Genomic DNA, 26,099 nt, shown 5'->3' with positions numbered 1-26,099 from the left:
AAATTTTATGACGCACTTAAAACAAAATTGTACATTTTCCTCTTGAGAATTCAATCTTTTTATATTTTGGTTATTTTTTTAGCTTGATGTTGAGGGAAGGTGGATCCAATTAAACTGATTTCTCTATTTCGTAAATTTAGGAAAATAACTTCTTGTTGAAAACTCTTCAACATAACCAGAAATACATAGTATCACATTAAAGAATATAAATCTATATTGATTTTTTTTTAATAATTTATATATAATTATAATTAATATAAAATGAAAATCGATATCAATTATAAATGAGGATAATGAATATAAGAATGACAAAACATCCATGCTTCGGAATGAATACAGTAGTGCCAGCAAAATATGACCAGGTTAAGTAATTTGAATCATAATTAGATTACATAATCGATTTTGGGTATAGGTAAGAAGCATAGTTATTCCTTTTCTCCTAAGTTAACTGTATAGTTTCCGTATTCCATTTTTCTAATTAATAGCTTAAATTGCATAACAATCGAGGGATGCTTCTCTAAATTCTTAATATTTTTGGCGAATTTGCAACAGAACCTTTAGTTACAAGCAATATTCTTTAAATACAATATTTTATTATCTAAGGAGGAAACAGTATGAAAGGCTTAAAGTTTATTTATAAAACTCCCTTTATATTAACAATGAGTGTAGTGTTGATGGGATGTAACACAGCAAAACAAGAAGCTCCGCAAAGACAATCTACTAAGAAAAATACGCAGTGGTCATATGAGGGGAATACTGGTCCAGAGCACTGGGGAGAATTGAAACCAGAATACAAAATGTGTTTAAATGGGCAAGAACAATCTCCAATAGATATCAAAACAGAGCAAATAAAATCAACAGTTGATAATAATCCTTTGCAAATAAATTATCAACCAATATCATTTTCTATTAAAAATAATGGGCATAGTATTGAGGGAAAAGCAAATAGTCCTGATGATTATCTCATGCTAGGAGGAAATCGTTACACATTAAAACAATTCCATTTTCATACACCAAGTGAGCACCAATTTGAAGGGAAATATGCAGATATGGAATTACATCTAGTCCATCAAAATGATCAAGGTCAGTTAGCAGTAGTAGGTATTATGATAAAAGAAGGACAAAAAAACGAAGGTTTTGCAGCAATGTGGGAAAATCTCCCGTACAGAAAAAATATAAAAGACGATGTGCAACATACCATTGATATAAAACAGATTCTTCCTTCAGATCATTCATCATTCCGTTACATGGGGTCTTTGACAACACCTCCTTGTACTGAAAATGTCCAATGGATTGTGTTGAAACAAACAATAGAGATGTCCAAAAAACAAATTGAAGCGTTCCATAAATTATTCCCAACGAATAGCCGACCAGTTCAACCAATTAATGGACGCGAAGTATCATAAAAAACAGTCATACGAACCAATGTCCTAATCTATATTACTGATTTTTGTATGTTTGTTATAAGAGAATCATAGCAAAGTTTATGGAAACCAGACAATTTAAATAACCATTGTTTTGCACAATGAAATTATAATTTTTTTGTACCAGTATAAAAATAAGCTGTTGTCCCTTTAGGACAGCAGCTTTTTCATTATGCTACGTCTTCTTTTTGTTTCTTAAAGAAGAAAAAGATAACATACTAGATATATTATATATAATTTTAAAAATAAAAAATCCTATAATTATTATATAATAATTATAGGATTAATATTTGATGAACATTATAATTCTTAGTACATGTCTTGCTAAAATACCTTAAAAAAATTTTATTTTTACAAAAGAAAACAACCTATATAAAAACAGGTTGTTTTCTTTTAAGGGTAAAACAAAGAAAGAATGGCAAAAAAGACACAAACTTATAAAGCACAAAAGGTAGATCGATTAGATAGAACTAAAAATTCTGACATCATACTTGTTAGGGTTTCTGTTTACTCTTTCTTTGTTGTTATGAATATAGCATCAAAAAGACATATATCAACAAAAGGTAACATAATTGTTACTTTTTTCGGTATTTAATCATAATTCTTTTCAAACCATATCATAGTAATGAAAAAAAGCGACGTGCTTTTTTCATTGCTTTCAGTATAAACAGTGATATTATTTTTGTCATTATACTACATCTTCTTTTTGTCCCTTTTGTAACGTACTATTTTTGTAACCGTAACTGAAGTAGACTACAAGTTTAATTACAAAACAAGTTTCAACGACAATCCATTTTTTTGCTGTACGTTGTAACGCAAAGAAAACAACCTGTATAAAAACAGATTGTTTTCTTATGTAGGGTAAAACAAAGAAAGAGTGGAAAAAAATGCACAAACTTCTTCGACACATGAAGTACATTGGTAGAGAAAACTAAAAATTCTGATTTCTTACTAGATAAGGGTTTTTGTTTGCTCTTTCTTTGTTGTTATGAATATAACATTAAAATCGACACATATCAACAAAAGGTAACAAAATCGTTACCTTTTCGGCATTTAATCATAGTTCCCCCATTTGGAACATAATTTGTATTTAATATAAAATGCATAATTGCTTATTTTCAGCAATTGCAAAACAAACTGTTTCATTTATCATTTTCTACCAGAAGACTCCCCCTCAAAAATGTGAAGGTGTGAAACACCAATTTTAGATGGGAGATGAATGTCGGTTGGCATAGGCCGACATGTTTGCTAGCATTTACTCGTACAGATTGATCTTCAAGCATGATAAGTAGTTAACAAACAGTTGTTTGAATTAACTGCTTATCATGCGATTCCGTTAGGAATTTATATTGCTATTTTTAGTTTGTGTATTATTTGCACCAGGACCTACATTAATATATCTCTAATAGAGGCAAATTAATTTAAATGATAATATTTTTTGCATAAAAAGAAATGTTGTTTTTCATGTATACCTATTAAATGAATACTTTGTATTAAGTTTGGGTTATGAGCGATTGGATCAGGGAAACGTATGTGGCCAGCAATGTCATCTTCGATTTTAGAAAGTATTTTTTCTAAATTCTTCGTTTCTTTATCTAACTCTTTAATTAATTTTTCAAATGAAATTTTAACTTCTATTCCTTTAGGTGGCAGCAAAATAAAAGGTGCTTTCATTGGCTTGTTGTGTTTCTCTTTATATTCAGTATATATGTCGGTACTATGCGTTTTGTAAGGTAATTTTTTTCTTGCAGCAGCAATTGGTCTAAACAATGGTAAATATAACTTATTTAATTGTCGAAAACGCCTGACCATTAAGTATAAATGATAATATGTTTCTCCAAAAGACCACTTATCTTTGCAAGGCCTTTCCCATTCTTTGTTTTTGAAATGCTGTATTTCATTAGCAAATTCTTCTCTTTGTTGATAAATTTTGTTAAAGTGATTAGTCATGTAAATGCTCTGCATAATTCCCCCTGTATATGTTAGTTAAAGTTTCTATAATTTGCGAATAGCACACTAACTTAATATTATATTTAGTAAATCTTTCTTCGCTTAACAAACACCAACTATAATTTTCAATAACTCCACGTACATAATAAAATAATTCACCTTCAATTTCTGTGTAACCCTTAATAAAATAATTACTCACTAAAGGTGAATGGATATTGTTTTTAATATCGAATAAACTAATCCCTTTACATTTCACATAACTTTCTTTAAAAGTCCATGAATCCGTAAAAAAATTGATTTGTTCTCTTTGCGCTAAGGTTAATAAGTGTTTTAGTTCTTCTTGAGTAAAGAAGAATTCAGCTAACTCATGATTGCACCGCTTATATTCCTCAATATCAGCCCCTACGGCAGCATTATTACTGTAAGTACACATAACCCATTCATTACAATTTGAAATATTAAAGAAGCCTTTTGATAATAGAGGTTTCCCCCGCATATTATAGGTTATACTCAACGGATATTTCATTCTTTGTTTTTTGAACAGCACATACTGTATAAGTAAATCGCTGTACATAATATGAAGCCTTTTTTTAGGGTGTGTAGTTTTTTTTAATCTCTGTATAGCTCGTTTGGTGAGAATTCTTGTTGATATAAGATTACTTTGGTTTTTATTTATCTTACAGAAGAAAATATCCATAATTAATCCTGAAATTTCGATAATAAAATTGAGGCATTATGCCCACCAAATGCAAATGAATTATTTAAGATTTTACCACCATTATAATTAGATATCTTTTCTAAAAGAAGGTTAACTTCTATATCCTCTCCCACACTATCTCTTGATACATTAATAGTGGGAATTAATTTTCCTTTCTTAATCATCATACAACATAATGCTGTTTCAATTGCTCCAGCTGCTCCTAAAGCATGTCCATGAATAGATTTAGTCGAGGATACTAAAGGATTTTGATTAAATAGCTTCTTTATAGCCTTTGATTCAGTTAAGTCATTTAGTTTGGTAGATGTACCATGAGCATTTATGTACTCTATCTCATTGGAACTGCATTTAGCATCAATTACTGCATTTTCCATACATCTTGTAACACCATTAAGGTCAGGCGCCAATAATGAAGTAGCATCTGATGAACTTCCATAACCTTCTATTTCACAATAGATATGAACCCCACGCTCCTTTGCATGATTAAGTTCTTCAAGAATAAGAAAGGCCGCCCCTTCACTCATTACAAATCCTGATCTATCTTTTGAAAAAGGGACACTAGCTTTATCTAAGAATTTAGAGTTTGTTAAGGTTCTTAACTTTCTAAAAGGTTCTATAACTTGTGGAATAACACATGCTTCTGCTCCACCTGCTAATATTATTTTTTTGCTACCATTTTGAATTTTTTTAAATGCTTCTCCTATCGCTACTGTTCCTGAAGCACAGGCAATTGAGTAAGCAAGAGATTCACCTTTTATACCTAAATCAATACTAATATTTGCTGCTATCATATTAATTAGATTTCTAGGTATTACAAGCATTGTCATTTGATCTACACCTTTCAAAGCTGCAGTTCCAAACTCATCTGCGAGGGCACGAATGCCCCCAACAGAACTTCCAACAAACACAGAAACGTTTTCATTATTTTCATCATTAATTAATAAATCTGCATCTTTAACGGCTTCTCTTGATGCAATTACCGCCATTTGAGTACAACGATCCATATACCGCTTATCCTTTGTAGTAAGTGATTCATTAAAAATGTCATCTACTTCTCCAACAAAGTTTGTATTTTTATATTTGGAAAGATTAATACCGCTTTCAAGATTAACAATACTTTCCCAGGAACTCTCTCTAGTAATACCATTTGGTGAAACAATACCTATTCCTGTTACTACGACTCTATTCATAAACTCGTCTGCCTCCATTGTCATTTTAAATGCATTTCATTTTTGATCTTATTCTTATTAAGAAGAAGGTAAATACGGCAATTATCATTCCGTTACTTACAAATATAATATTTAGGTTATCAGTAACTTTAACAAAGTTAACAAAGTCAAACATAATTTGATCCAAAAACACTCTTACACCTATTCTTGATAGAAGGTATGATCCAATAATTGTTAGGACCGCAATAGGAAAACTAAAGGCAAAATGCATTCTCATTAGTTCTTTTAATGAATAACCTTCTAATTTTAATGTCTTAATTGACTTGATACTATTTTGATAACTGAACTCAAGAAGTGAGTAAAGTAATGCAACTTGTAGAACTATAGCAAGCCCTAAAATAAGTGTGATCTGTTTGTTTATAACTTCTAAGATATTTTTTCCGGAAGTTATTATCTCGTTCCTAGTCAACGTAGCTTCTATCCCACTATCGTTAGCATTATCATATGGTTTTGATAGAGCTACTGCAGGTACTGAATATGTTTTATGGTTGAACATTTCTCCATTATTGGAAACTAAATATATATTACTCACTGTAGTAACATTGTTGACTTTATTAATTTTAAATGAGTAATCTTTTTGATTAGTTACATCTTTTAGTAGTAACTTATCTCCTACTTTTTTCCCATATTTATCAGAGAATGCTTGAGTAATTATTACATCTCCATCTTCCAGTTTAAGATTATAATTATAATACTTAGAATCAGAACCGATTACATAAACATTTTGTGTAATACCTCCTTCATCATATAAGTTATATAGTTTAAACTCTTCACCTTTGATATCATATTGATTAGGTGGATTTAAAAACAAAATTTCTTTAAAAGTATTCTCTGATGCTAAATCATCGACATACTTAGTTACAGAGCCTTTCAATAAAAACGAAAAATTAATCAGTAAACCTACAAAGAAAATCAGTACTATAAACAAAGTCATTTCCTTTTTATTTCTATTTATCCGCTTTAACCGATACCGGTAAGTAAAAGGAATGAAATTCATAATTTTGCTACTTCTTTTTCTTATAGATTTAACTTTATTTTTCTTCTTTTTAAATTTTATATAAAACTGATAAACTAAAACAAAGTTAATCACTAAAACAATAGTTAGTGAGAAGACTAAAGATTCTGTCAATAACGCGTAATCAATTTTTAGAATTGGATAATTATATATTTGGCTATTCATTTGCATAATCGTTTCAATCAAAAATATACCGATTGTACCACCGATTAACCATGCAATTAAAATTGTTAAGCTCGTTTCAGTTATATAATGTTTAAAAAGAACCCATTTGTTAAAGCCTAACTTATTAAATGTTGCTAGGTTATTTGATTCTTTCTTGGATACTTCAAAATGATAAACACTTAAAAGAACCCCGACTATTAGATATAGTAAGCATGTTAAAAGCAACGCTAGATCCCTTGGCGCTTTTGCATCACCTATTACTTGTTGTATCCTCGTGTTGTTTTGAGAGTTATTAATATAAATTGGTTTCACGATTTTCGAAACCTCTTGTACATCTAGATTGCTAGTATAAGCATAATATGAAGAGAACTTATTACCGAATAGCCTTTTAAAAGTTTCTTCATTTACAAATGCTATACCAAAAACTTCAGAATTAGCTTGCAACACTAGATTACTATTTTTGGTTGTAATATAATCAGGTGATATTGCAGTTCCAACTATTTTTAATTTTTCTCCATTAAAGGTCAATTCATCATTGAGTGCTAATTTATTTGCTTTTAAATAGTTATTGTCAATTAGAATCTCTTTATCGTTTTGAATATCACGACCGCTGGTCACTTGATATTTATTAATTTTTTTTCTTGACTGGAATATTCGGACTGTACTGCCACCTTCCCTCACTTCCCCATTTTTAATTTGTTCGAAGGAAATATCCTCAAATTTCTCATCAATATCTTCATTGGTTATTAATATACCGTCCTCTACGTTATATTCGCTGTTAAATTTTTCAACCGATTGTAGAACGCTACTAGTACCAACAAAAAAGCTTATAAAGATACCAGTTGTAGCAAAAATAACAAGAAATATAACTAAAAGCTTTAATTTATAAGTGTTTAATCTCCTTATTGTACGTTTTCTAAATTTTTTCTTAATATATTGATTTACCATTCTAAATTCTCCGCTAATTCAATATCTTCATTTACTACATCATTAACCTTTTTCCCATCATGGATAGTGATAGTGCGATTAGAAATTTTTATAATTTGTTCATTATGGGTGATAAGAACAATTGTAGTTTGATGACTTTTTTGTAGCTTTTGCAACACTGTTAGGACCTCCTTAGATGAATTACCATCAAGCGCCCCTGTAGGTTCATCACAAAACAGTATTTTTGCTCTTTTCACTAAAGCCCTTAATATAGCAGCTTTTTGTTGTTGACCTCCTGAACATTGATTAGGGAATAAATTAATTGCTTTACGAATATCCCAATCATCAATAAGATTTTCAATTTCCTCAGTGACATCATGTTCTAAATAGATATTCTCATGTAAAGTTAGATCATCAATTAAGTTATATTCTTGAAAAACAAAAGCAATATCATTTTTTCTAAAAACATTTACTTCTTTTTTAGTGAGATTGCCTATACTTCTTTTGTTTACCTGAATATCGCCTGAAGTAACACTCTCTAGCCCAGATAAGCATTTGAGAAGCGTAGTTTTACCCGATCCTGATTTCCCAATAATTGTACATAGTTCACCCTTATTTATACCTAAATCAATTCCTCTTAACACTTTTAATTCATTTTGCTTATTTGCATTAAAGACTTTTATAACATTAGTAGCTTTAATCATTTGTACCTCCACTTTTATGTTTAATTGTAATAAAATACGAATAATATGTATCATCTGCTGGTGCAATTTCACTCACTTCAAATCCACATGTATCTAATAGAGGAAGGAACAGATTCCACTGCTCCGCTTGAGCAAAATCAATAAGCATATTATTTAATACAACTTCAGCTTGGAGAATACTATTACAAATATCATATTTAAAGCGAGATATAAGATTCCAATCCTTATTATGCTTAGCAATAAGCTCTTGATAAACTTCAAAATTAGGATAATACTGACAAATTATTATAGAACCATCCCTATGCAAAATTTCTTTTAGTTTCTTGAAGAGGTCTTCTTTTTCGTCTTGAGTAAGATAAAATAGCATATAACTCATATTGATCATGTCAAACTTGCTATCAAAAGAAAGATTTATAATGTCTTCGTTGTGTATAACAACATTTGACTTATCTTTATATTTAGTTTGTAGTTTCTCAAACACTTTTTTTTGTCTTTCTACACCAACAATTTGTTTATCATCAGACCTCAAATGAACATCAATAAAATTACCATTTCCGCACCCAATGTCTAGAATTGACTTAAATTGTTTTTGAGAAATAAAAGCTGCATAGTTCTCTTTTGTGTATATATTAAACGCTAATTCTCCAAGATCCGTGTAGAAATCTTCTGAGAAGCTAGGGGCTATTTGTTTAAAAAAGTCCAATTCATTAATCTCTTGTAAATAGGTAAGGACCTCTTTAATATATATATAATCTAGTTTCTCCATTATTTTCCCTAATGTTGTATTATGTTCTTCATTAATTACACGCTCAATGAACTTGTAATCACTTTGTATTTTATTTACAATCTCACTATAATTTTCGTCTTCAAATTCAACTAAGCTGTTTCTGCTCTTTACTGCCACAAGGTATTCTTGATTTAATGTGTATACATTCCCTTTTTGTGAAATCATACCCAACTGGATACCTAGATCCATAAATGAATGAAATATATTATGATGCATATTCCCTCTTGTCATTGCTTGAACATTATCAAAGTTTTCATATACCTTCCTTAATACAATAAACCTTATATAGTTTTTAACTTTTGAAAATAAAAGTAATTGGAACAAAGGAGTATCTCTTATCCCTATAATCTTAGATAATCGAACTAAAATATTTATACGAATGGATTTTTCCGGTAACTTATAACGTTTGTTTGGAGAATATGATTGATACTTGCTCATTAACAAACTATATTGCATTTAATAACCTCCTCTTCTTTTAAAATTAAATGATAGGAAGCAAAAAGCTTCCTATCTATATAAATTTCCACGTAATTTATAAAGGTATTAACACAGACTCATTATAAGTAGATAAACTTTGAATGTTTTCTTTAATTACTTTTAAAGTCATATCCAGGTCTTCTCTTGAATGGGCAGCTGAGATAAAAAATCTTATTCTAGCTTCACTCTCTTTTACTGCAGGGTAAATTATCGGCATCGCATTTATTCCATTTTTAAATAATATTTCCGAGAATTTAAGAGCTTCATCAGAGTTTCCAATGATTAAAGGTACAACTGGCGTGTCATAACTTTTACCTGTATCAACTCCTAGTTTCTTTAATTCATTTAAGAAATAAGTATGGTTTTCTATTAATCTTATAAATAAACTTTCTTCACTTTCACAGAGTGTTAACGACGATAATGCCGCAGCTGCATTAGCTGGTGTCATTCCTACACTGAAAATAAATCCAGGTGAATTGAATCTTAAATATTTTATAAAGGATTTGCTACCAGCAATATATCCCCCACAACTATTAAGGGATTTACTTAATGTTCCCATTAAAATATCTACTGATTTAGGATTAACATCATAATAACTTGTTACACCTCTACCATTCTTACCAATAGTACCGATCGAATGCGCTTCATCCACCATGAGAATAGCATTATACTTTTCTTTTATTCTGATTAATTCTGGTAATTTACAGATATCTCCATCCATACTGTAAACACCTTCTACCACGATTAAGACCCTGCGGAATTTCGACCTTAGCTTTTTTAGCTCATCTTCTAGATGATCCATATCATTATGTTTAAACGGTTTTCGCTTGGCATTAGAAAGAATTGCACCTTGTATAATACTATTATGAGCCAATGCATCATGTAGAATTAAATCTTCTTGATTGACAATATTCCCTATGGTATTAACGTTAGTACTGTGTCCTCCCACCTGAATTAGAGCATCTTCTGCACCTAAGAATTCAGCAATTTTTCTTTCAAGCTTTTGATGGATTTCAATTTCTCCGCTAAGTAATCTACTACCAGAAACACTCGTTCCATAACGATTTATCGCTTCAATTACGGCCTGATTAATTATATTTGAACCATTAATACCTAGATAATTATAAGTGGAATAATTTATCTTCTCTTCTCCATCTATAATAATTCTATTTGATGCTATTCCATGGTTTTTTCTGAAATAAGGAATGTATTCTCTGCTTTTAAGATATTTATGAAACTCTTTAACTTCAGTGAAATCATCCAGCAATGAAGCTGTATTTTGATTCATTTCTATCCCTATTTCTTTATATACTAAAGATAAAATATCATCTACAGTTGTATCCTCTTGTTGAAAAACTTCTTCCAAATCGACTTCTTTCATCTCAGGAAAGTCATGTACTACTAATCTATGAAAATCCATAATCATCATTGAATCAAGGCCAAGATTATTAACTAATGAATCAGTTACAGCAATGTCACTTTGATCATAACCTGTTATTTCAGCCAAATGGCTAATGATTTTATCGTATACTTTATTCATGGTAAACCCCCATTATTCTTTTATGTTGTAGCGAAATGATTTATTAAGAAGTTAGCAGCATTTTCTGGACCATCAATATTTTCTAAAAGCTCCTGCATTTTTTCTGCCCTATTGTGCATCTCTTTATTTGTTAAAGAAAATTCTATTAGTTCACCAAGCTTTTTAGTTGTTATATCTTTTCGTTTAAGAGCTAATGCATTACCAAAGAGAACACATTCATTTATGTTGACTTTTTGTTCTGCTTGCAATCCAAGCCCAAGGAATGGTTTTCCGGACAAACAAGCTGTTTGAACTGTACCTTCCCCGCCATGAATAATAGATAAATCTATTATGTTTCCCAATTTATGAGCAGGAAGCAAATCACAAAGGATTATATTCTTATCACTAGAAAAAACATTACCACTAGGTCCAAGTATTTTCTTCATAGGGCATATAACTATTACAGGTAGCTTCTTTAAAACATGTAAGATTTTCATGACAATTTCTTTACTTCCAGAGCTCCCCATTGCAAAGTAAATAACTGGTTGATTAGTGGGAAGACTATCTACAAATGAAGGTATGGGCGTATCCAGTTTTGCATAAACCGGGCCAATATATTTATAGTTAGCAGGAAGATCTTCCACACCACTAATTTCAGGAATGGTTGTAATTAAATTATAATCGGCATCTAGTGCATCTATGGTGTATTTTGGAAGTTCTACTCCTTCTTCTTTTGCCAATTTAGAGAAAGATTTTGGTTTATAAGTAATACCTAAAGCAACCTTTTTATAAAGATTCATAGTAAATTTTTTAGGTAAGAAAAGCTTATTAATTATAGAAGGTAATTCTAGGTGCCCTTTTAATAAAAAAGTTCTTGTATATGCTAGTGGTTTAATATATACAAGTGGTGTTTGACAAGCTCTCGCCGAAATAAACATACTTAATGTGGTTCCGATAACGACAACCGCCGGACAGTAAGTATTTATAATTTTTTTCTCATTCTCAATTCGTTTTTTGAGATGTTCGTATGTAAAGGGATGTTTTATGCCCTTCATCTGATCTACTTTCATGAGTTGAGTGATATCATCTTCACTTAAAACTGGTTCAAGGTGGATAAATTCAAAGTTAGCTTTTTCAATCAGATAAGCGTATTTTCTAGAGTATCCTATAAATATGCAATGGAAGTATTCGGAACATTTCTTTGCTACTTCTATTGATCTGGTAGTTTCGGCCAAGTTAAAAGTTTCTGGTGCAAAAATAATATTTTTTTTAATTATTCTCATCCCCCTTAATCACATTAACAATATATATTTATATATGTATTAAAAATACAGTCGATATGAAAGTTTTTACTTTTATTCTATTTTCATCTAGAAAATCGTTAGTATGTTTTTTTCAGGCATATAGGTACCATAGCCTTAACTCATATTTTTGGTTTTATTTGTTTGTATCTTTCTTTCGAACTATATTTACTACACTTCTACAAGCTAAATTATTGGATTATCTAATATTTCATAAAAGCAAAACTAGCGTTGATAACAACAGCCACAATGCCTAAAAGGATAACTAGAACCATCTTTTGTTTAAAAAATTGCTTTACTATATATCTTTTAAATTATTGATCCTAGCATTTGTTTAACAAACAGATAGATAACAAACAATGTGTAGTTGATAATAAATTCATGTTGTTTATAATGGAATTATATCGCTTTTTCCATAAAATTCAATTTACATTTAAGGCATAAATGTAAGATAAAAAACAAAAAGATAAAATCTGTTGTCTATAATGACAATAACGAACGGAGAGGTATAAGATGTTGAAAAAAGCGGATTTGCGGATTATACGAACCAAAAAATTTATATATGATGCTTTTATCAAACTGATAGCGGAAAAGGGATACGATGCTATTACCATACAAGACATCGCGGATGAGGCACTCATCAATCGGGCAACATTTTACTCGCATTACAGGGATAAACAAGATTTGTTAACAAAGCTTAGCGAGGGTGTACTAGAAGAGTTGACAAGTAAAATGGTCCTATATGCCCATGTGCAGGGACATCAAATAGATTTTTCGAAACTCGAGGAAGTTTTACAATCAATATTTGAGTGTATGGTAAAACATGCAGACTTTTATAAAACCATGTTTGGGCCTCATGGCATTCATGATTTTAATCTACAAATGCAGCAGACTATTATGGATAACCTTGAACGAAATTACATTGAGCTTAAAATTGGGGAACATGAATCAGATATTCCAAAGGATATGGTATTACGTTTCTTCACTTCCTGTGTTGTTGGGATGGCAATTTGGTGGCTTCAAAATGATATGAAATATTCACCGAAATATACTGCACAACAATTAGTGAAGCTTATGACTAAAGGACCCTTTGGCGCGGTAGGTTTTACTTTTTTTAATGAGCACTAGAAAGAGCAACTGTACTGGGCATTGCAAAGAGCTCTGGTGTAAAAATAGAATAAAAGATACTAAAGCGCATAGATTTCTAACGAAATCGTATCTTATGCTGTAAGTCCAAACAATTGATGGATGAATTCTTTCTCGTTTTGGACAGACTGGTCCCGTAAATCAACCTATTCTTTTTTTATCATGGGTATGGCTTCTACTCCAAAAAGAATAGATGTAACTGTGTCAAAACATTGGAATCCTAGCATAGATCGAATTCGCTTCTTTATATAGAAATTATCTTGTTCTACTATGCTATTCAGGTACTTTTGTTGTCTAAGTCGCATACCACCAGGTATGCTTTTTCAATTGTTCAATTGCTATAAGATAAGCCGGATTTTTATCAACTGTTTTAACACGAGGTTTTGAAACATGAAAAGACTGCAAGACCTTCTTGAAAAAGCGTTTTGCAACCTTCAGGTCTCTTGTTTTACTCAGGTAAAATCGATTGTATTTCCTTTCGAATCAACAGCACGATACAGGTACATCCATTGACCTTTTATGTTCATAAATGTTTCATCTTCCCTTCAGGGGGCACTTGTTTGTTTAAGGTGACGTCAGATTCATTTGTCAAATTCAAGACCGTACTGATGAACCCAACGCATAAACGTTGTATCAGAAATGGATAAGCCCCGTTCCTCCATCATTTCCACTACATCACGAAAACTGAGGTTGTACCGTAGATACCATCTTACCGTTAACAAAACAATTAGGCTGATAATACTTCCATTTGAATACATTTTCCTTTTCCATACCAATCACGCATCCTATTTAGATTAGTAGTATCAGTATGTCCATGGTTTGTAGATTTATTGTAATTGTCCTAAAGCTTTTGCACCAGTACCCTTTTTCTCCATGCAAGTAAGTAAGGAAAGAATTCATAGTTTTTTGCCATGTCGCAAGTCAAACCAACTAGATCCAATATTCTTCTCGATACTTTTATGATAATAAGAGAGAGATTTGCATTAAAGAATATTTTATGCTATTTATAAATAATTGTAATTTTAAAACTTTGGTACATATAAATTATATTAAAGTAGGTATATATCAAAGGATTACATTGTTTATTTCACCAAGTAAAGTAATATTTTATCGGAATATTCTTACCTTTCTCAAAGTTGGATGGTTTATAATGCAAATTAGGTGCTGCAGCGACCTAAATCTTTATAAAGATGGAGGTTATATAAATGTCTTCGAAAAATGAACTGAATTTTAAGCTATTATTCGAATCACAGTTATCTTCCCCTGTATTTAAACAGGACGCATATGATATCTATAAAGAATTGCGCGAATGTCACCCTGTTTATCCTTTATCTTCAGGAGAAAATAGTCAAAGTTGGTTGATTACAAGATATGAGGACGCAATTTCTTTATTGAAAGATGCTAAACTAATGAAAAATATTGAAAACGTATTCTCTAACGAAGAAGACTTGGACGTCCCTATTTCCTTAGAGAATAGGGACCTTTTAAGAAATCATATGCTCAACTCAGATCCCCCTGATCACAATCGTCTACGATCACTTGCTCAAAAGGCATTTACCCCTAAGATGATCATACAACTTGAAGACCAAATTCAATATATTGCTGATACTTTATTAAATAAAATAGAACATAATAATTCTATAAACCTTGTAAGTGATTATGCTTTCCCTTTACCTATTATGGTAATTAGTGAAATGTTGGGTGTTCCGCTTGAAGATCAGCATAAATTTAGAGTTTGGTCACAGGCAATTATTAGTACCCCACATACGTTAGAGGACAAGCAGAAAAACAAGCAAAAATTAGGAGAATTTGCTGAATATATACAGCATTTAGTTAATAAAAAGAGAGAACAACCTGCTGACGATTTAATTAGTGCACTAATAAAGGCTGAAAGTGAAGGAACGAAATTAAATACATCTGAATTATATTCGACAATTACGTTACTTATTGTTGCTGGACATGAAACAACAGTAAATTTAATTACAAATATGACCTTGGCCTTGCTGGAGCACCCAGCTCAGTTACAAAAACTTCGTCAAAATCCCGATTTAATTGATTCAGCAATTGAAGAGGCATTACGGTTTTATAGCCCTGTTGAACTAACAACTTTACGTTGGACAGCAGAACCATTTACAATGCATGGACAAGATATTCAATCAAAAGATAGAATTATTATATCCGTAGCATCCTCTAATCGTGATGAAAAGATTTTTCCAGACGCTGATGTATTTGATATTACAAGAAAAAACAATCGTCATATTGCATTTGGTCATGGGAGTCATTTTTGTCTTGGTGCACCACTCGCTCGTTTAGAAGCAAAAATTGCAATTTCTACACTGTTACACCGTTTGCCAGATATACAGATACAAGGTGAAAGAGAGCGAATAAAATGGCAAGAAAACTACCTAATGAGATCATTAGAAGAATTGCCTCTAAAGTTTTAAATCCTTTAGTTATTAATAAAGATTTTAGAGAATAGTATCCTGTCCTTTAGGCAGACAGTAGTGCTGAATTCTCTCATATGATGAATTTAGCACTACTGTTTTATTTAAAAGTAACAAATGATTACAAATAAGGTTTCATCATTTACTTATCGAAAAATAGATGTTTTAATTTTGGATGTAAGGTCCTTACATTCTATAAGATACAAAAGAAGTAAATTTCATTTTTTTGTATCTATAATTTAAGCTTAGTAAATATTTAATAAGTATGTATGTGTTGTAGATTATTCGATAAGTGAAAAAGCAAAAAGTATCATCTGTGGTATTACCTCAAACTAAACAAGTAACACCTCTTCAATATACAATTAGATTTTATTGTGTTTTGAAATTTTGGGGTACAGTGAAGCAAAAATATTTAGAAACACTATGGAAGAACCTTTATTTAAGTTCCTGTTATGGAATTATTGGAGTTCTTTCTTAAAACTTGTCCTGCTTAACGTTTAAATAATCCTGAAGCGCAAAATTTCACCAAAAAAAGGCAATAAATAGAGTGACACCTTGTGAATCAGCATGAATTTCTGCAAAAGTCTAAGGTATGAGATGCAATTTAAAGTTAAAACAGATATGACAATTTATACTCACTATATTTGGCTCATATAGTGGGTATAAATTGGTTGGTTTTAGTGTTAAAGGTGTAATGAAAATCGAAGTAAGTTAGGGATTTTAAAATAAGTTTGGGACAAATATCTCTTAAAGGAAGAATAAGCAGTATCTCAAAAATGGAATCTCGCTAATGACTCTGATCCCAAATATTCGTAGCAGTGTTATATCAAGTAAACATACCCTAGAACCTACTCTGATGGCTACAAAATCTGTAAACAAGCAGCGAATTTAAATTTATATAAATCAGGAAAGTTGAAGCAAAGAATACAGTTACTACAATATCCTTTGCTTTTACAGGCTCACTTAAACGGGTAATATAAATTTAATTCATTCAGATATGTAAAAAAATACAAAATGTACGGCCCCTAATTCTTTAAAGTGTTTATATAAAAATGACGTAGAATATGTTCTACGTCATTTTTATATATATATGAGAGGTATCCATCTCTGCAGAATAATGGTGTCGCTTTTAAATAAAGTCACGATGCTTTGAAAAAAGATACGATGTTTATAATAAGGTCACGAAGGTTTGAAGACATGTCTTATGAGTTGTAAAACATGATCCTTTCAGATTATAAAACCTAAGTCTTTTGTGAGTTCTTCCAAAAGAGAATGAGTTAAATGTCTTCGCAGATCTTCAGCAAATACTTGTAATCCCTCTTAAATCAAAAAATTCATAAAAAACGTTATTCTTTCTAATAATCTTGTTTAGAAAGAATAACGTTTTTTTATTAGATTCTTAGGTTGATGGACATCTATGGTGCCCGCTAGGAGGTAATACATATAGAAAACAACAGTAGCAAAAATAATAATAGAGTATTGGTTCAGGGTGTTAAGGATGCAATTGATTAAATAAAGTTTTTGTGTAATTCCACAAAAGTGAGATGTATTTTTCTCCCTTCTTAACAATGAAAAAACGTTTTGAACACTCTATACTCTAATTACATTGAACTACTCAACGTTTTCTTTATACTGATGCAGATAAAACGTGGCTTGTAGTTTATACCTTTAATCATAAGGAATGGCCAAAGATCAAAAATTATGAAGCGGCAGTTAAAACAAGAGAGCATGTATATGAAATCCCAAAAAACTCCAACTACCAGACTCTTAAATCTTTTATCAAATCCATGGCTGATTATCAACAAAAATAAAGGAGCAGAGAGTATGACAACAATTTTAGTATTAGATGATGAGATAACAATTCGTAGTTTTATTACTTTAAAGATGAAGCATGCTGGTTTCAATGTTCTAGAAACCGATACAGGTGAAAAAGCTCTTGATCTTCTAGAAAATCATAATGTTGATATTATAATACTTGATGTTATGTTACCAGGAATAGATGGTTTTCAGGTATGCAAACAAATACGAAAAAACAACGAAAAGATTGGTATTATCATGTTAACGTCACGTGTGCAAGGTAAAGATCAGGTTCACGGTTTGACAATTGGGGCAGATGATTATATTAAAAAGCCATTTAGTATAAGTGAATTAGTAGCACGTGTACAATCATTGCTAAGAAGAGTAAAAGAAACTAAAAAGGACATGGCATTGATTCACTCAGAACCATTTAAATTAAATATTCTGCAAGAAAAATTATATAAGGATGGAATAAAAATTGACTTAACTCCAACAGAGTATATTATTTTACGATACTTAATGGAAAATTCCATAAAACCAATCCCACGTGATGAACTCTTAAATAAAATATGGGGTATAAATTGTGTAGGTAACAAAAAGGCCATAGATGTAAATATCAATCGTCTTCGTCAGAAGATTGAACCTAGTCCTTCTAATCCCCAATTTCTCATTACTGTATGGGGAAAGGGATATAGGTGGAATGGAAGAAAACAATGAGTGGAAAATGTATCCTCTGGTTACTACTAAAAGTGATTAACAAAAACTGTTGGAAGCATTATCAGGAATCGTTTTATTAGTAAGTAGAAGATTAGCTAACCTTTTTATTTTAGATAAAACTTCCACTGTAATAATATAAAAACATATTAATTATTTATAATTTTATGTACAGATTCATTAGGAGGTGTAAAAAGATGAAACAAACCAACTTAATTATAACCCTAACATTCATTCAACTATTCACTTTAGTAACTACCCTATTTATTTGCTCCACAAATGTGCCATTTTTTCCTTGGTTTATTAAAAAAGGATTTGGGTGGATTGGAATCTTTATTACTACACCTGTACTATTAATTATAGGCACAATTATGACATATTATGATAAGAAAAAACCGCATTCTATCAAACGATTGAGACAAAATATTCCTTTCATTACTGTAATTTTCTTCATGTATGTCTCCTTTTTCTCTTTGACAGATAGAATAGTAATAACGACTTTTATAGTTAATCTTGTATTAGTTATCATTACAATTATGTTTTTATCACAAGATATTTCTAAATTACATAGAAACAGAAAATATAAACTTAAAAGGATACGAATGTAACAAAATTATTCTGATGTATATACTGATTAGCACAAAAAGACTCCATTTTGATTAATCTTTTTCAAAATGGAGTCTTTTTGTTTGACATAAAATCAAGGAATATTAATTTTTCTGATTAAACTCTATTCTAAACTAATAACATGCTTATGTTTTTTATTATAACAACCCTTGAGTTTAGTTAATTATGGAGTTAAATAACTTGTCTTACAGCTAAATTTTACTGATAGATATAACAAAAAGACATTTTGACTACCTCTACTTTAAAAATAAAATAAATGGTAAATTATCTCGACGAGAATCAAATTACTTATCAATATGTTGAACAACAAGTGAAGCGTATTCTTTTGCTCCTGTTGGATTTAAATGAATTCCATCTGGTTCGAAATATGATTGATTTCCAGCACTTGCTGCATACCAATCAACCAGCACAGTATTTGGAAATTTAGAAGAGACTTCTTTTAATTTCTCATTAACTACGGACTCCCACGGACGAGGTATTCTAGTATTAACTAATACAATTTCACGCTCATCACCTATTAACTGAATTAACGATTCTAGTTGCTCAGTAGTAAATGCCCCATTTGTACCTAATCCAATAATAACATGACTTCCTAAAGTGCCTTCCTTTTTCATTCCCTCTACTATACCTAATGCTTGAGACATCTGTCTTCCAATTTTCGCATCAATTGTAATATTAGGAAAAGCATCCTTTAAATACGGAGAGACATCAATCATAATTGAATCACCAATGGCTGTAACAGTCTTAGGTTGTTTAATTTGTTTAGAGGAATCTTTATTTTCGTCCTCTAATGTTTTATCAACCGGTTTCTCTTCCTTAGTAACTGGATGAGCAGGTTCCTCATTTTTTTTCACTTGTACCGCCTCTGTCCTAACTTGTTTAGAATTGTCTTTTACTTTGTCAGCTGTTGAGAAACCAAAGATAACTGTTATGGAGAGGAATATTGTACATGCTAAAGCAACTCTATTAACGAATGATAAGTCTCTTATTTTCAAGTCCTTTAAACGAAGATTCTTCAATGCACCTTGACGAATTGGATTTTCAATAAACTTCCACGAAAGATGTGCCATAAGTAGAATCAAAAAAACTTGAAAAATAGCTTTAGTAAGATGAGGTCCTTCTGTACTAGCTTGCGAGCTCGTTAATGTGATAATCGGATAATGCCAAAGGTATATTCCATAGGACCGAATACCAATCCAACGTAATGGTTTAAACCTTAAAAGCACACTAATTCTGCTAGTTGGATGAGCAAGGTTGGCTACTAATAAAGCAGTAACAACTGATAAAAATAACATTCCTCCACGATATAGGAATGAGTCATATTGATTTGTCTCCCAAAACATAATTAAAATAATAATTAAAGCGATTCCCCCAACTACATCTAAAACAAGACGGGCTGACGGAATAATTTTATTAGAAAGTCTATTACTTGGCCAAAGTAGAGCGAGTACTGCCCCTATTAACAGAGAAAACGCTCTTGTATCGGTACCATAATAAACTCTACTTGGATCACTTCCTGGCTCATACAGTACAGCCATTGCAATTGCTGAAGCAATTGCTCCTAAAAAAATAAATAGTGTCATACGTGATCGTTTTTTTATGTAGTAGAATCCTAAGCTAAGTATGAATGGCCAGAATACATAAAATTGCTCTTCAACAGCCAACGACCAAAAATGATTTAAAGGAGTAGGTTGGCCAAAGTTATCAAAATATGATAACTTATGATAAATGTACCACCAGTTACTAATATATAATACTGCTGCTAACGAATCTCCCCGCATTTTTCCTAGTAAGGAGTTATGAAATAACGTCACCCATGCAAAAACAATAAGGAGCATAACAAACATTCCTGGAAGTAATCTTCTTGCCCTACGTATCCAGAAATTTTTTAAATTAATTCTTTTATATTTCTCCCACTCAGTAGCAAGAAGATCAGTAATTAAATAACCAGAGAGCACAAAGAAGACTGTAACGCCCAGGAATCCTCCAGGTATCCACTTATAGTTGACGTGATATAACACGACACCTAGTATAGCCAGTCCTCTTAAACTATCTAATCCGACCATATAACGATTATTTTTCTTTAATGGTGTGGGCATGTATAATCCTCCCTTAAACTTTGCTGATATGTTTGTTTACTTTTTCTCATAAGTGATTATCAACAGAAAACAAATGAAAACTCTATGAATATGAGAAAAAGTATATCTATACAACGAAACTTTTATATAGAAATTCCTTAATTTGTAATTTCGTTCTTTGTTACCAAGCCAAAAAGTCGAAAGAGCATTATAAAATGCTTTTTCGACTTTTACATTATATCATTTAGTTAATTAGTACTTGAATACCCCCTTCTAATATTACACAATCCCAATTTATCCTTTTTACAGATTTTCAATATAAAAAGCTCGGTGTAGAACTTTGATTTGTCTATAGATAGAAGAATTTTAAGGTACTTAAATTCATAATTATTTCTCTGGCTTTTGCTCTTTTATTTTTATCTTCGCGGCTTTATAAAAACTTAATTTCTCCTTATTATACTCTGTAGTATATTGATTGAACTTTTCTTTTTCCTTTAGTGTTTCTTCATTTATTACATTGTAAGCTTTTACTTTCTCACTAATCTCTTTTAGTTTTGTTTCTTTTTCTTTTAGCTTTTCATAAAGTTCCTTTTCAATTATTAATGATTTTTTGTAACTTCCATTCATTTTTAGAAAAGCATCATAACGATTTTTATAAGCTTGTTCTACTGCTTTGGCTTGTTCTTGTAATTTTTTATCCTCGATTTTATTTATATCATTAAGAACTGATGTTACTTCTGTTTGTGCTTTTTTTAATACATCTGCTTCATTATCTAACTCTTTCTCACGTTCAGATACATTTGCAACAGCTTGTTCTACTTGGGGTAGTGCTTCCTCATTATTCTCTTGTCCTTTCTGTATAATTTGATTATACAATTCTTGTCCCTTTGCTTCTAACTGCTCTAATTTTTTTACATTATCAGATAACGTTTTTTCTTGATCTGCTACCTTTTCAAAAGCAACATATAATTTCTCTTCTGGCTTTGCTCCTAAACATCCCCCTAGAAATCCAATTGATAGGATTCCTATTAGAATCGCTTTTCTATTAATCAATTTCAATCCCTCCTACAATGTCAAATACGTTTATCGTGCCAAAAATTTAACGGAAAATGTTCCTCTTCATGATACGCTTCAAGTTCATATCCTTTTTCTTTTAATCCTTTTATGATAGCTGGTACAGCAGCAACAGATTGCGGATGAATATCATGCATTAAAATAACTTCTTGTGGTTCTGTTGCACCTGCTAGTACATTTTGAACAATTTGAGCTGAAGCTGAATCAATTGGCATCTTGTTATACTTCCAATCTAAAGAGTCAATTGTCCAATCCCAAACTGTAAAACCAGCTTCTACTGCTTTATTGCGAAGTTCTTCATTTAGTCCTGGCATGGAGCCATATGGTGGCCGTGTTAATTTGGGAGATTCCTTCAGAATATTTGCTATTAAATTTTGATCTTCCTTCATTTCATTTACATACTCACCATCGGTATATAATTTCTTAAAGTTATGTGTCATACTGTGCATGCCCACATAATGGCCTTCTTCTTTCTCTCGTTTCACTAAATCCGGAAACTGCTTCACATTTTCACCAATTAAAAAAAATGTTGCTTCCGCACCATTTTGTCGTAGGATGTCTAACAACTCAGTTGTATATTTTCCAGGTCCATCATCAAAAGTAAGATAAGCAACTTTTCTCTCTTGGCCATTAAAGCGCTTTGGTGCTTCTTTCTTTATTTCATTTTTTGCTTGTTCACTTGCTAATTGCACTGAATTCTCTTGCTTCGTTACGGACCTTGCTGGTGAAGTAAGAGATTGATACATAAAATAGCAAGCTGCTACTGCAATAATTGCTATAATTGTAATAGATATACGTTGTATATTAGTAGTATTTCTCATAATAGTAATCCCTTTCGTTTTATATATTAATTTTATTATGTGATTCACATTTGATTTACTATTACATTTATAAATAACAAATCAAAGTAATAATTTTTTCTCTTTTTAATAGCAGAGATATAAGTTGTTGAGGATATATACAATGTCCAAAGCTACATTGAGGGTGTTTTTCTGCGTTGATACGATTTACAGATAAACCTTTTGAAGTATTTGGAGGAAAAGACGTTTATCCTTCATATAATTTTTAAAACTTCATTAACGGATATGAAAACGATTCCCGATATGTTTATATTAACTATTAAATCGATTAAAGCTTTCTTATAATACAAGAAGATTAGATAATAATTCTATCCAATCTTCTTGAGCGATTCAGATAGTTTAACTATTTTACCGCTAATTTCTTAAATCAAATGACAACAACTTAGCTTCTTTTTTTATCTTATTTAATACATGAAAGGCTCATGTTAATTTGGTTTATTTTTTCGCAAGAGCTTCTTCTATAGAAACACAAGCATAGCCGAGTTCTTTTGCAACCACTTCACATGTAACTTCACCGTTCAGCATGTTTACACCGAGTTTTAATGCATTGTTTTCAAAGATTGCTTCTTGCACACCCTTATTGGCGATTTGTAAAGCATATGGAAGTGTTACATTAGTTAAAGCGATGGTGGAAGTTCTTGGAACTGCCCCTGGCATATTCGCAACAGAGTAGTGAAGTACTCCATATTTTTCGAATGTCGGGTTATCATGCGTTGTAACATGATCGCAAGTTTCCACGGCCCCACCTTGATCAATGGCTACATCCACGATTACAGAACCGGTTTTCATTGCCCTTACCATTTCTTCTGTAACTAACTTAGGTGCTTTTGCACCAGGAATCAAAACAGCACTAATTAATAAATCTGCTTGTTTTACTGTTTCCGCGATGTTAAACGGGTTGGACATCAATGTTTTGATATGGGTACCAAAAATGTCATCCAGTTGGCGTAATCTTTCTGCATTCAAGTCAATAATTGTTACATCAGCACCTAGGCCAATTGCCATTTTCGCAGCATTTGTTCCTACAATGCCTCCACCAAGGATAGCGATTTTTCCGCGATTTACACCGGGAACACCTGCCAGAAGAATACCTTGTCCACCGTTTGATTTTTGTAGGAATTGTGCGCCAATTTGTACAGACATCCGTCCAGCTACCTCACTCATTGGTGTAAGAAGAGGGAGCGTATGATTCACTTCTACAGTTTCGTAAGCAATTGCAGTAACACCATTATCTTTAAGAGCTTGGGCTAAAGCTGGCTCTGCAGCCAAATGCAAGTAAGTGAATAGAACTAAATCTGGACGAAAGTATGTGTATTCACTGGCGAGGGGCTCTTTTACTTTCATAATCATTTCTGATTGTCTCCATACTTCTGCAGCACTTTGAATAATTTCAGCACCGGCATATACATAATCTACATTGTTAAACCCGCTTTCAACACCGGCATTTGTTTCAATCAATACTTTATGTCCAGCCTTGACAAACGCAATAACTCCTGCAGGTGTAAGTGCAACACGGTTTTCATTATTTTTTATTTCCTTTGGTACTCCAATAATCATGAAATGATCTTCCCCTCTATACTAATCTTTAGGTTACTTAGTTGTAGTCCAAGTATAGAGTATTAAAAATCTTTTTTCATTGTTAGGAAAAAAGAAAAATGCAGCATCCTTTTGTGGGATTCCACAAAAGGATGCTGCTACATGAATTTTTTTAGTTTGAGATCCAAGAACATAATCATTTTTTTGTTTGGATCTTTTAAATCAATCTCACCGATTTCGCAAATACGTTTAAGTCTATAACTTAATGTATTAGGATGAATATTTAAAGATTTGGCCACCTCACCCACATTACTGTCTTTATTCAAAAAGGTCTCCAACGTCTCAACAAGGTTGCAATTATGCTTATAATCATAATCATACAGCTTTTGTAACGCTTGATTTTCATACTCTTCACACTTTCGTTTCTCAAGGAGAAGGTCAATCAATTGATAAATACCCATATTTTGATATCCGTGGATGTTTGCTGTGTCGCAAGGGAATTTTTCCTTTATAGATAAAACAGTTAGAGCCTCTTTATAAGCTTTACCAACTTTTTGATAGTTACTATAAACACTACTAAACGCTGGTTTGATATGTTTAACTCCAAATCGTTTTTCCATTTTATGCACAAACATTTCAACGAAATTGTTGATTTCATAGGATGGTCGATTCACACAGTCCAATGAAGTAAGAAGAATTAATCGATTATGATCTATTGTGGTAAGTAAAACTTCTAAATATTGGCTTGTTTTTAGCAAATAAGAAATCTGTCTTTCTTTTTTATTTATAATTTCTTGTTCAAACTGGAATACGATGATAGTAAATACAGACGCAGGAGTAATATGCAGACGATGGAAATTTTCAATAATCATTTCATTTATTTGTATGTGATTGGTCAATAATTTCCAGAAAAATTCTTGTGTTTGTTCAACCTTTTTATTTTTACGAGCTTGAAGCTGTATTAATTTGCTTTTTACGGCCTCTGCAGCTTTTTTCAGCAAAGTGAAATTTTCCTCAGTTAAGAAATGTTCGTCTTCCATAACCCAGATGAATCCCAAAACTTCTTCTTTGTTCCAAATAGAAATAGCAACCCTGTCACTAAGACCGACACCATTTATCCTCTTTACACGAATAGGTTCACGCTTTTTCAAAAGTTCAGGGATAATGCCTTCTTTCCACAAACTGTTAATTACTTTTTCAGGTACACGTCTTCCCATAATAGTTGCAACTCTCGCGGAGTCTATTCTTTCGGCATGAGTACTATATGCCAGAAGACGATGATTCACATCTTCAATTGTAACTGGGCATTGTAGAATCTCACTAATTGTGTCAGCAAACTCTTCTAAACTGTTAAAGTTGATTTTAGAGAAATCATTTTTCATATATGTCAAAACTCATCCATCCTATTTAAAATATAGTTTTTATCTACTGTAAAATGTAAAAAAGTATTCATTGTGTAAATTAACAAACCTATAACACTTTTTATTAATAGTAGGGAATCGCTGTAACTCACTACACGTTGAAAAACCAAAGTTTAGTCGCAAACTTCGGTTTCGTTTATATAGAGCATGAAGCGTTTCAATTCCTTTAATCGTAAGAGAAGTATG

The 26,099-nt window shown here is 31.5% G+C and carries 18 protein-coding genes and 1 pseudogene; 5 read left to right on the top strand and 14 right to left on the bottom strand.

The genetic code is table 11. The features are described 5' to 3' along the window. The first annotated feature begins 614 nt into the window (after positions 1 to 614). The gene (locus tag EKQ63_RS01545) at positions 615 to 1,406 is read left to right on the top strand and encodes a carbonic anhydrase (protein ID WP_139889395.1); all 792 of its coding nucleotides are present in this window, start codon (positions 615 to 617) and stop codon (positions 1,404 to 1,406) included. A 1,434-nt stretch (positions 1,407 to 2,840) separates the two neighbouring features. On the opposite strand, the gene EKQ63_RS01535 is transcribed toward EKQ63_RS01545, so the two are convergent. The 8 genes from EKQ63_RS01535 to EKQ63_RS01500 all read right to left on the bottom strand — a co-directional run bounded on the left by EKQ63_RS01535 (position 2,841) and on the right by EKQ63_RS01500 (position 12,198). After that, positions 2,841 to 3,389, bottom strand: a complete 549-nt coding sequence (locus EKQ63_RS01535; protein ID WP_223290751.1) for a DinB family protein — start codon at positions 3,387 to 3,389, stop codon at positions 2,841 to 2,843. Then, positions 3,367 to 4,071, bottom strand: a complete 705-nt coding sequence (locus tag EKQ63_RS01530) for a 4'-phosphopantetheinyl transferase family protein (RefSeq protein WP_143880658.1) — start codon at positions 4,069 to 4,071, stop codon at positions 3,367 to 3,369. Before EKQ63_RS01530 ends, EKQ63_RS01535 begins: the two co-directional genes overlap by 23 nt. 2 nt (positions 4,072 to 4,073) lie before the next feature. Continuing rightward, a complete protein-coding gene (locus EKQ63_RS01525; RefSeq protein WP_143880657.1) occupies positions 4,074 to 5,282 on the bottom strand; it encodes a beta-ketoacyl-[acyl-carrier-protein] synthase family protein in 1,209 nt (402 codons plus the stop codon). Positions 5,283 to 5,307: 25 nt separating this feature from the next. Continuing rightward, a complete protein-coding gene (locus EKQ63_RS01520) occupies positions 5,308 to 7,449 on the bottom strand; it encodes an ABC transporter permease (RefSeq protein WP_143880656.1) in 2,142 nt (713 codons plus the stop codon). Beyond that, positions 7,443 to 8,132, bottom strand: a complete 690-nt coding sequence (locus EKQ63_RS01515; protein WP_139889400.1) for an ABC transporter ATP-binding protein — start codon at positions 8,130 to 8,132, stop codon at positions 7,443 to 7,445. The genes EKQ63_RS01520 and EKQ63_RS01515 overlap by 7 nt, the downstream gene beginning before the upstream one ends. Then, entirely contained in the window at positions 8,125 to 9,375 is a 1,251-nt protein-coding gene (locus EKQ63_RS01510) for a class I SAM-dependent methyltransferase (RefSeq protein WP_143880655.1), read from the bottom strand. The genes EKQ63_RS01515 and EKQ63_RS01510 overlap by 8 nt, the downstream gene beginning before the upstream one ends. Positions 9,376 to 9,451: 76 nt before the next feature. Then, positions 9,452 to 10,936, bottom strand: a complete 1,485-nt coding sequence (locus EKQ63_RS01505) for an aminotransferase class I/II-fold pyridoxal phosphate-dependent enzyme (RefSeq protein WP_143880654.1) — start codon at positions 10,934 to 10,936, stop codon at positions 9,452 to 9,454. A gap of 20 nt (positions 10,937 to 10,956) precedes the next feature. After that, positions 10,957 to 12,198: a glycosyltransferase gene (locus EKQ63_RS01500; protein WP_143880653.1), complete on the bottom strand. Its 1,242-nt coding sequence runs from the start codon at positions 12,196 to 12,198 to the stop codon at positions 10,957 to 10,959. 531 nt (positions 12,199 to 12,729) lie between these two features. Between EKQ63_RS01500 and EKQ63_RS01495 the strand changes: the two genes are divergently transcribed. After that, positions 12,730 to 13,344 (top strand): TetR/AcrR family transcriptional regulator, encoded by a 615-nt coding sequence (locus EKQ63_RS01495; protein WP_042514328.1) that lies wholly within the window; start codon positions 12,730 to 12,732, stop codon positions 13,342 to 13,344. 92 nt (positions 13,345 to 13,436) lie between these two features. Here EKQ63_RS01495 and EKQ63_RS01490 read toward each other — a convergent pair. Beyond that, positions 13,437 to 14,133, bottom strand: a pseudogene (locus tag EKQ63_RS01490) (IS6 family transposase). A 434-nt stretch (positions 14,134 to 14,567) separates the two neighbouring features. On the opposite strand from EKQ63_RS01490, the gene EKQ63_RS01485 reads away from it, so the two are divergent. The 3 genes from EKQ63_RS01485 to EKQ63_RS01475 all read left to right on the top strand — a co-directional run bounded on the left by EKQ63_RS01485 (position 14,568) and on the right by EKQ63_RS01475 (position 18,925). Next, entirely contained in the window at positions 14,568 to 15,806 is a 1,239-nt protein-coding gene (locus EKQ63_RS01485) for a cytochrome P450 family protein (RefSeq protein ID WP_143880652.1), read from the top strand. 1,824 nt (positions 15,807 to 17,630) lie between these two features. Then, positions 17,631 to 18,320 (top strand): response regulator transcription factor, encoded by a 690-nt coding sequence (locus tag EKQ63_RS01480; RefSeq protein ID WP_143880690.1) that lies wholly within the window; start codon positions 17,631 to 17,633, stop codon positions 18,318 to 18,320. A gap of 194 nt (positions 18,321 to 18,514) precedes the next feature. Then, entirely contained in the window at positions 18,515 to 18,925 is a 411-nt protein-coding gene (locus EKQ63_RS01475; protein WP_143880651.1) for a hypothetical protein, read from the top strand. Positions 18,926 to 19,228: 303 nt separating this feature from the next. Here EKQ63_RS01475 and EKQ63_RS01470 read toward each other — a convergent pair whose 3' ends face one another. The 5 genes from EKQ63_RS01470 to EKQ63_RS01450 form a co-directional block, all read right to left on the bottom strand. Further along, positions 19,229 to 21,043: an acyltransferase family protein gene (locus EKQ63_RS01470; protein WP_143880650.1), complete on the bottom strand. Its 1,815-nt coding sequence runs from the start codon at positions 21,041 to 21,043 to the stop codon at positions 19,229 to 19,231. 366 nt (positions 21,044 to 21,409) lie between these two features. After that, on the bottom strand, positions 21,410 to 22,075 hold the full coding sequence (locus EKQ63_RS01465) for a YkyA family protein (RefSeq protein ID WP_143880649.1): 666 nt from the start codon (positions 22,073 to 22,075) through the stop codon (positions 21,410 to 21,412). A gap of 20 nt (positions 22,076 to 22,095) precedes the next feature. Then, positions 22,096 to 22,917: a peptidoglycan-N-acetylglucosamine deacetylase gene (locus EKQ63_RS01460; protein WP_143880648.1), complete on the bottom strand. Its 822-nt coding sequence runs from the start codon at positions 22,915 to 22,917 to the stop codon at positions 22,096 to 22,098. Between the two features lie 474 nt (positions 22,918 to 23,391). Further along, positions 23,392 to 24,513 (bottom strand): alanine dehydrogenase, encoded by a 1,122-nt coding sequence (ald, locus tag EKQ63_RS01455; RefSeq protein ID WP_143880647.1) that lies wholly within the window; start codon positions 24,511 to 24,513, stop codon positions 23,392 to 23,394. 137 nt (positions 24,514 to 24,650) lie between these two features. After that, positions 24,651 to 25,874: a PucR family transcriptional regulator gene (locus EKQ63_RS01450; protein WP_143880646.1), complete on the bottom strand. Its 1,224-nt coding sequence runs from the start codon at positions 25,872 to 25,874 to the stop codon at positions 24,651 to 24,653. Positions 25,875 to 26,099: the final 225 nt, after the last annotated feature.

Source organism: Bacillus sp. BD59S (assembly GCF_007363175.1).
Classification (GTDB): Bacteria; Bacillota; Bacilli; order Bacillales; family Bacillaceae_G; genus Bacillus_A; species Bacillus_A pacificus.
Note: the sequence above shows the minus strand (reverse complement) of the source record. Positions and strands in the feature narration are given on the sequence as shown.

Excerpts from the sequence above, each read along its gene's own strand:
- EKQ63_RS01475 (WP_143880651.1), top strand. The coding sequence starts at position 18,515 with ATGAAACAAACCAACTTAATTATAACCCTAACATTCATTCAACTATTC.
- EKQ63_RS01545 (WP_139889395.1), top strand. The coding sequence starts at position 615 with ATGAAAGGCTTAAAGTTTATTTATAAAACTCCCTTTATATTAACAATG.
- EKQ63_RS01510 (WP_143880655.1), bottom strand. The coding sequence starts at position 9,375 with ATGCAATATAGTTTGTTAATGAGCAAGTATCAATCATATTCTCCAAAC.
- EKQ63_RS01460 (WP_143880648.1), bottom strand. The coding sequence starts at position 22,917 with ATGAGAAATACTACTAATATACAACGTATATCTATTACAATTATAGCA.
- EKQ63_RS01480 (WP_143880690.1), top strand. The coding sequence starts at position 17,631 with ATGACAACAATTTTAGTATTAGATGATGAGATAACAATTCGTAGTTTT.
- ald (WP_143880647.1), bottom strand. The coding sequence starts at position 24,513 with ATGATTATTGGAGTACCAAAGGAAATAAAAAATAATGAAAACCGTGTT.
- EKQ63_RS01470 (WP_143880650.1), bottom strand. The coding sequence starts at position 21,043 with ATGCCCACACCATTAAAGAAAAATAATCGTTATATGGTCGGATTAGAT.
- EKQ63_RS01500 (WP_143880653.1), bottom strand. The coding sequence starts at position 12,198 with ATGAGAATAATTAAAAAAAATATTATTTTTGCACCAGAAACTTTTAAC.
- EKQ63_RS01495 (WP_042514328.1), top strand. The coding sequence starts at position 12,730 with ATGTTGAAAAAAGCGGATTTGCGGATTATACGAACCAAAAAATTTATA.
- EKQ63_RS01505 (WP_143880654.1), bottom strand. The coding sequence starts at position 10,936 with ATGAATAAAGTATACGATAAAATCATTAGCCATTTGGCTGAAATAACA.
- EKQ63_RS01450 (WP_143880646.1), bottom strand. The coding sequence starts at position 25,874 with ATGAAAAATGATTTCTCTAAAATCAACTTTAACAGTTTAGAAGAGTTT.
- EKQ63_RS01515 (WP_139889400.1), bottom strand. The coding sequence starts at position 8,132 with ATGATTAAAGCTACTAATGTTATAAAAGTCTTTAATGCAAATAAGCAA.
- EKQ63_RS01520 (WP_143880656.1), bottom strand. The coding sequence starts at position 7,449 with ATGGTAAATCAATATATTAAGAAAAAATTTAGAAAACGTACAATAAGG.
- EKQ63_RS01525 (WP_143880657.1), bottom strand. The coding sequence starts at position 5,282 with ATGAATAGAGTCGTAGTAACAGGAATAGGTATTGTTTCACCAAATGGT.
- EKQ63_RS01535 (WP_223290751.1), bottom strand. The coding sequence starts at position 3,389 with ATGCAGAGCATTTACATGACTAATCACTTTAACAAAATTTATCAACAA.
- EKQ63_RS01530 (WP_143880658.1), bottom strand. The coding sequence starts at position 4,071 with ATGGATATTTTCTTCTGTAAGATAAATAAAAACCAAAGTAATCTTATA.
- EKQ63_RS01485 (WP_143880652.1), top strand. The coding sequence starts at position 14,568 with ATGTCTTCGAAAAATGAACTGAATTTTAAGCTATTATTCGAATCACAG.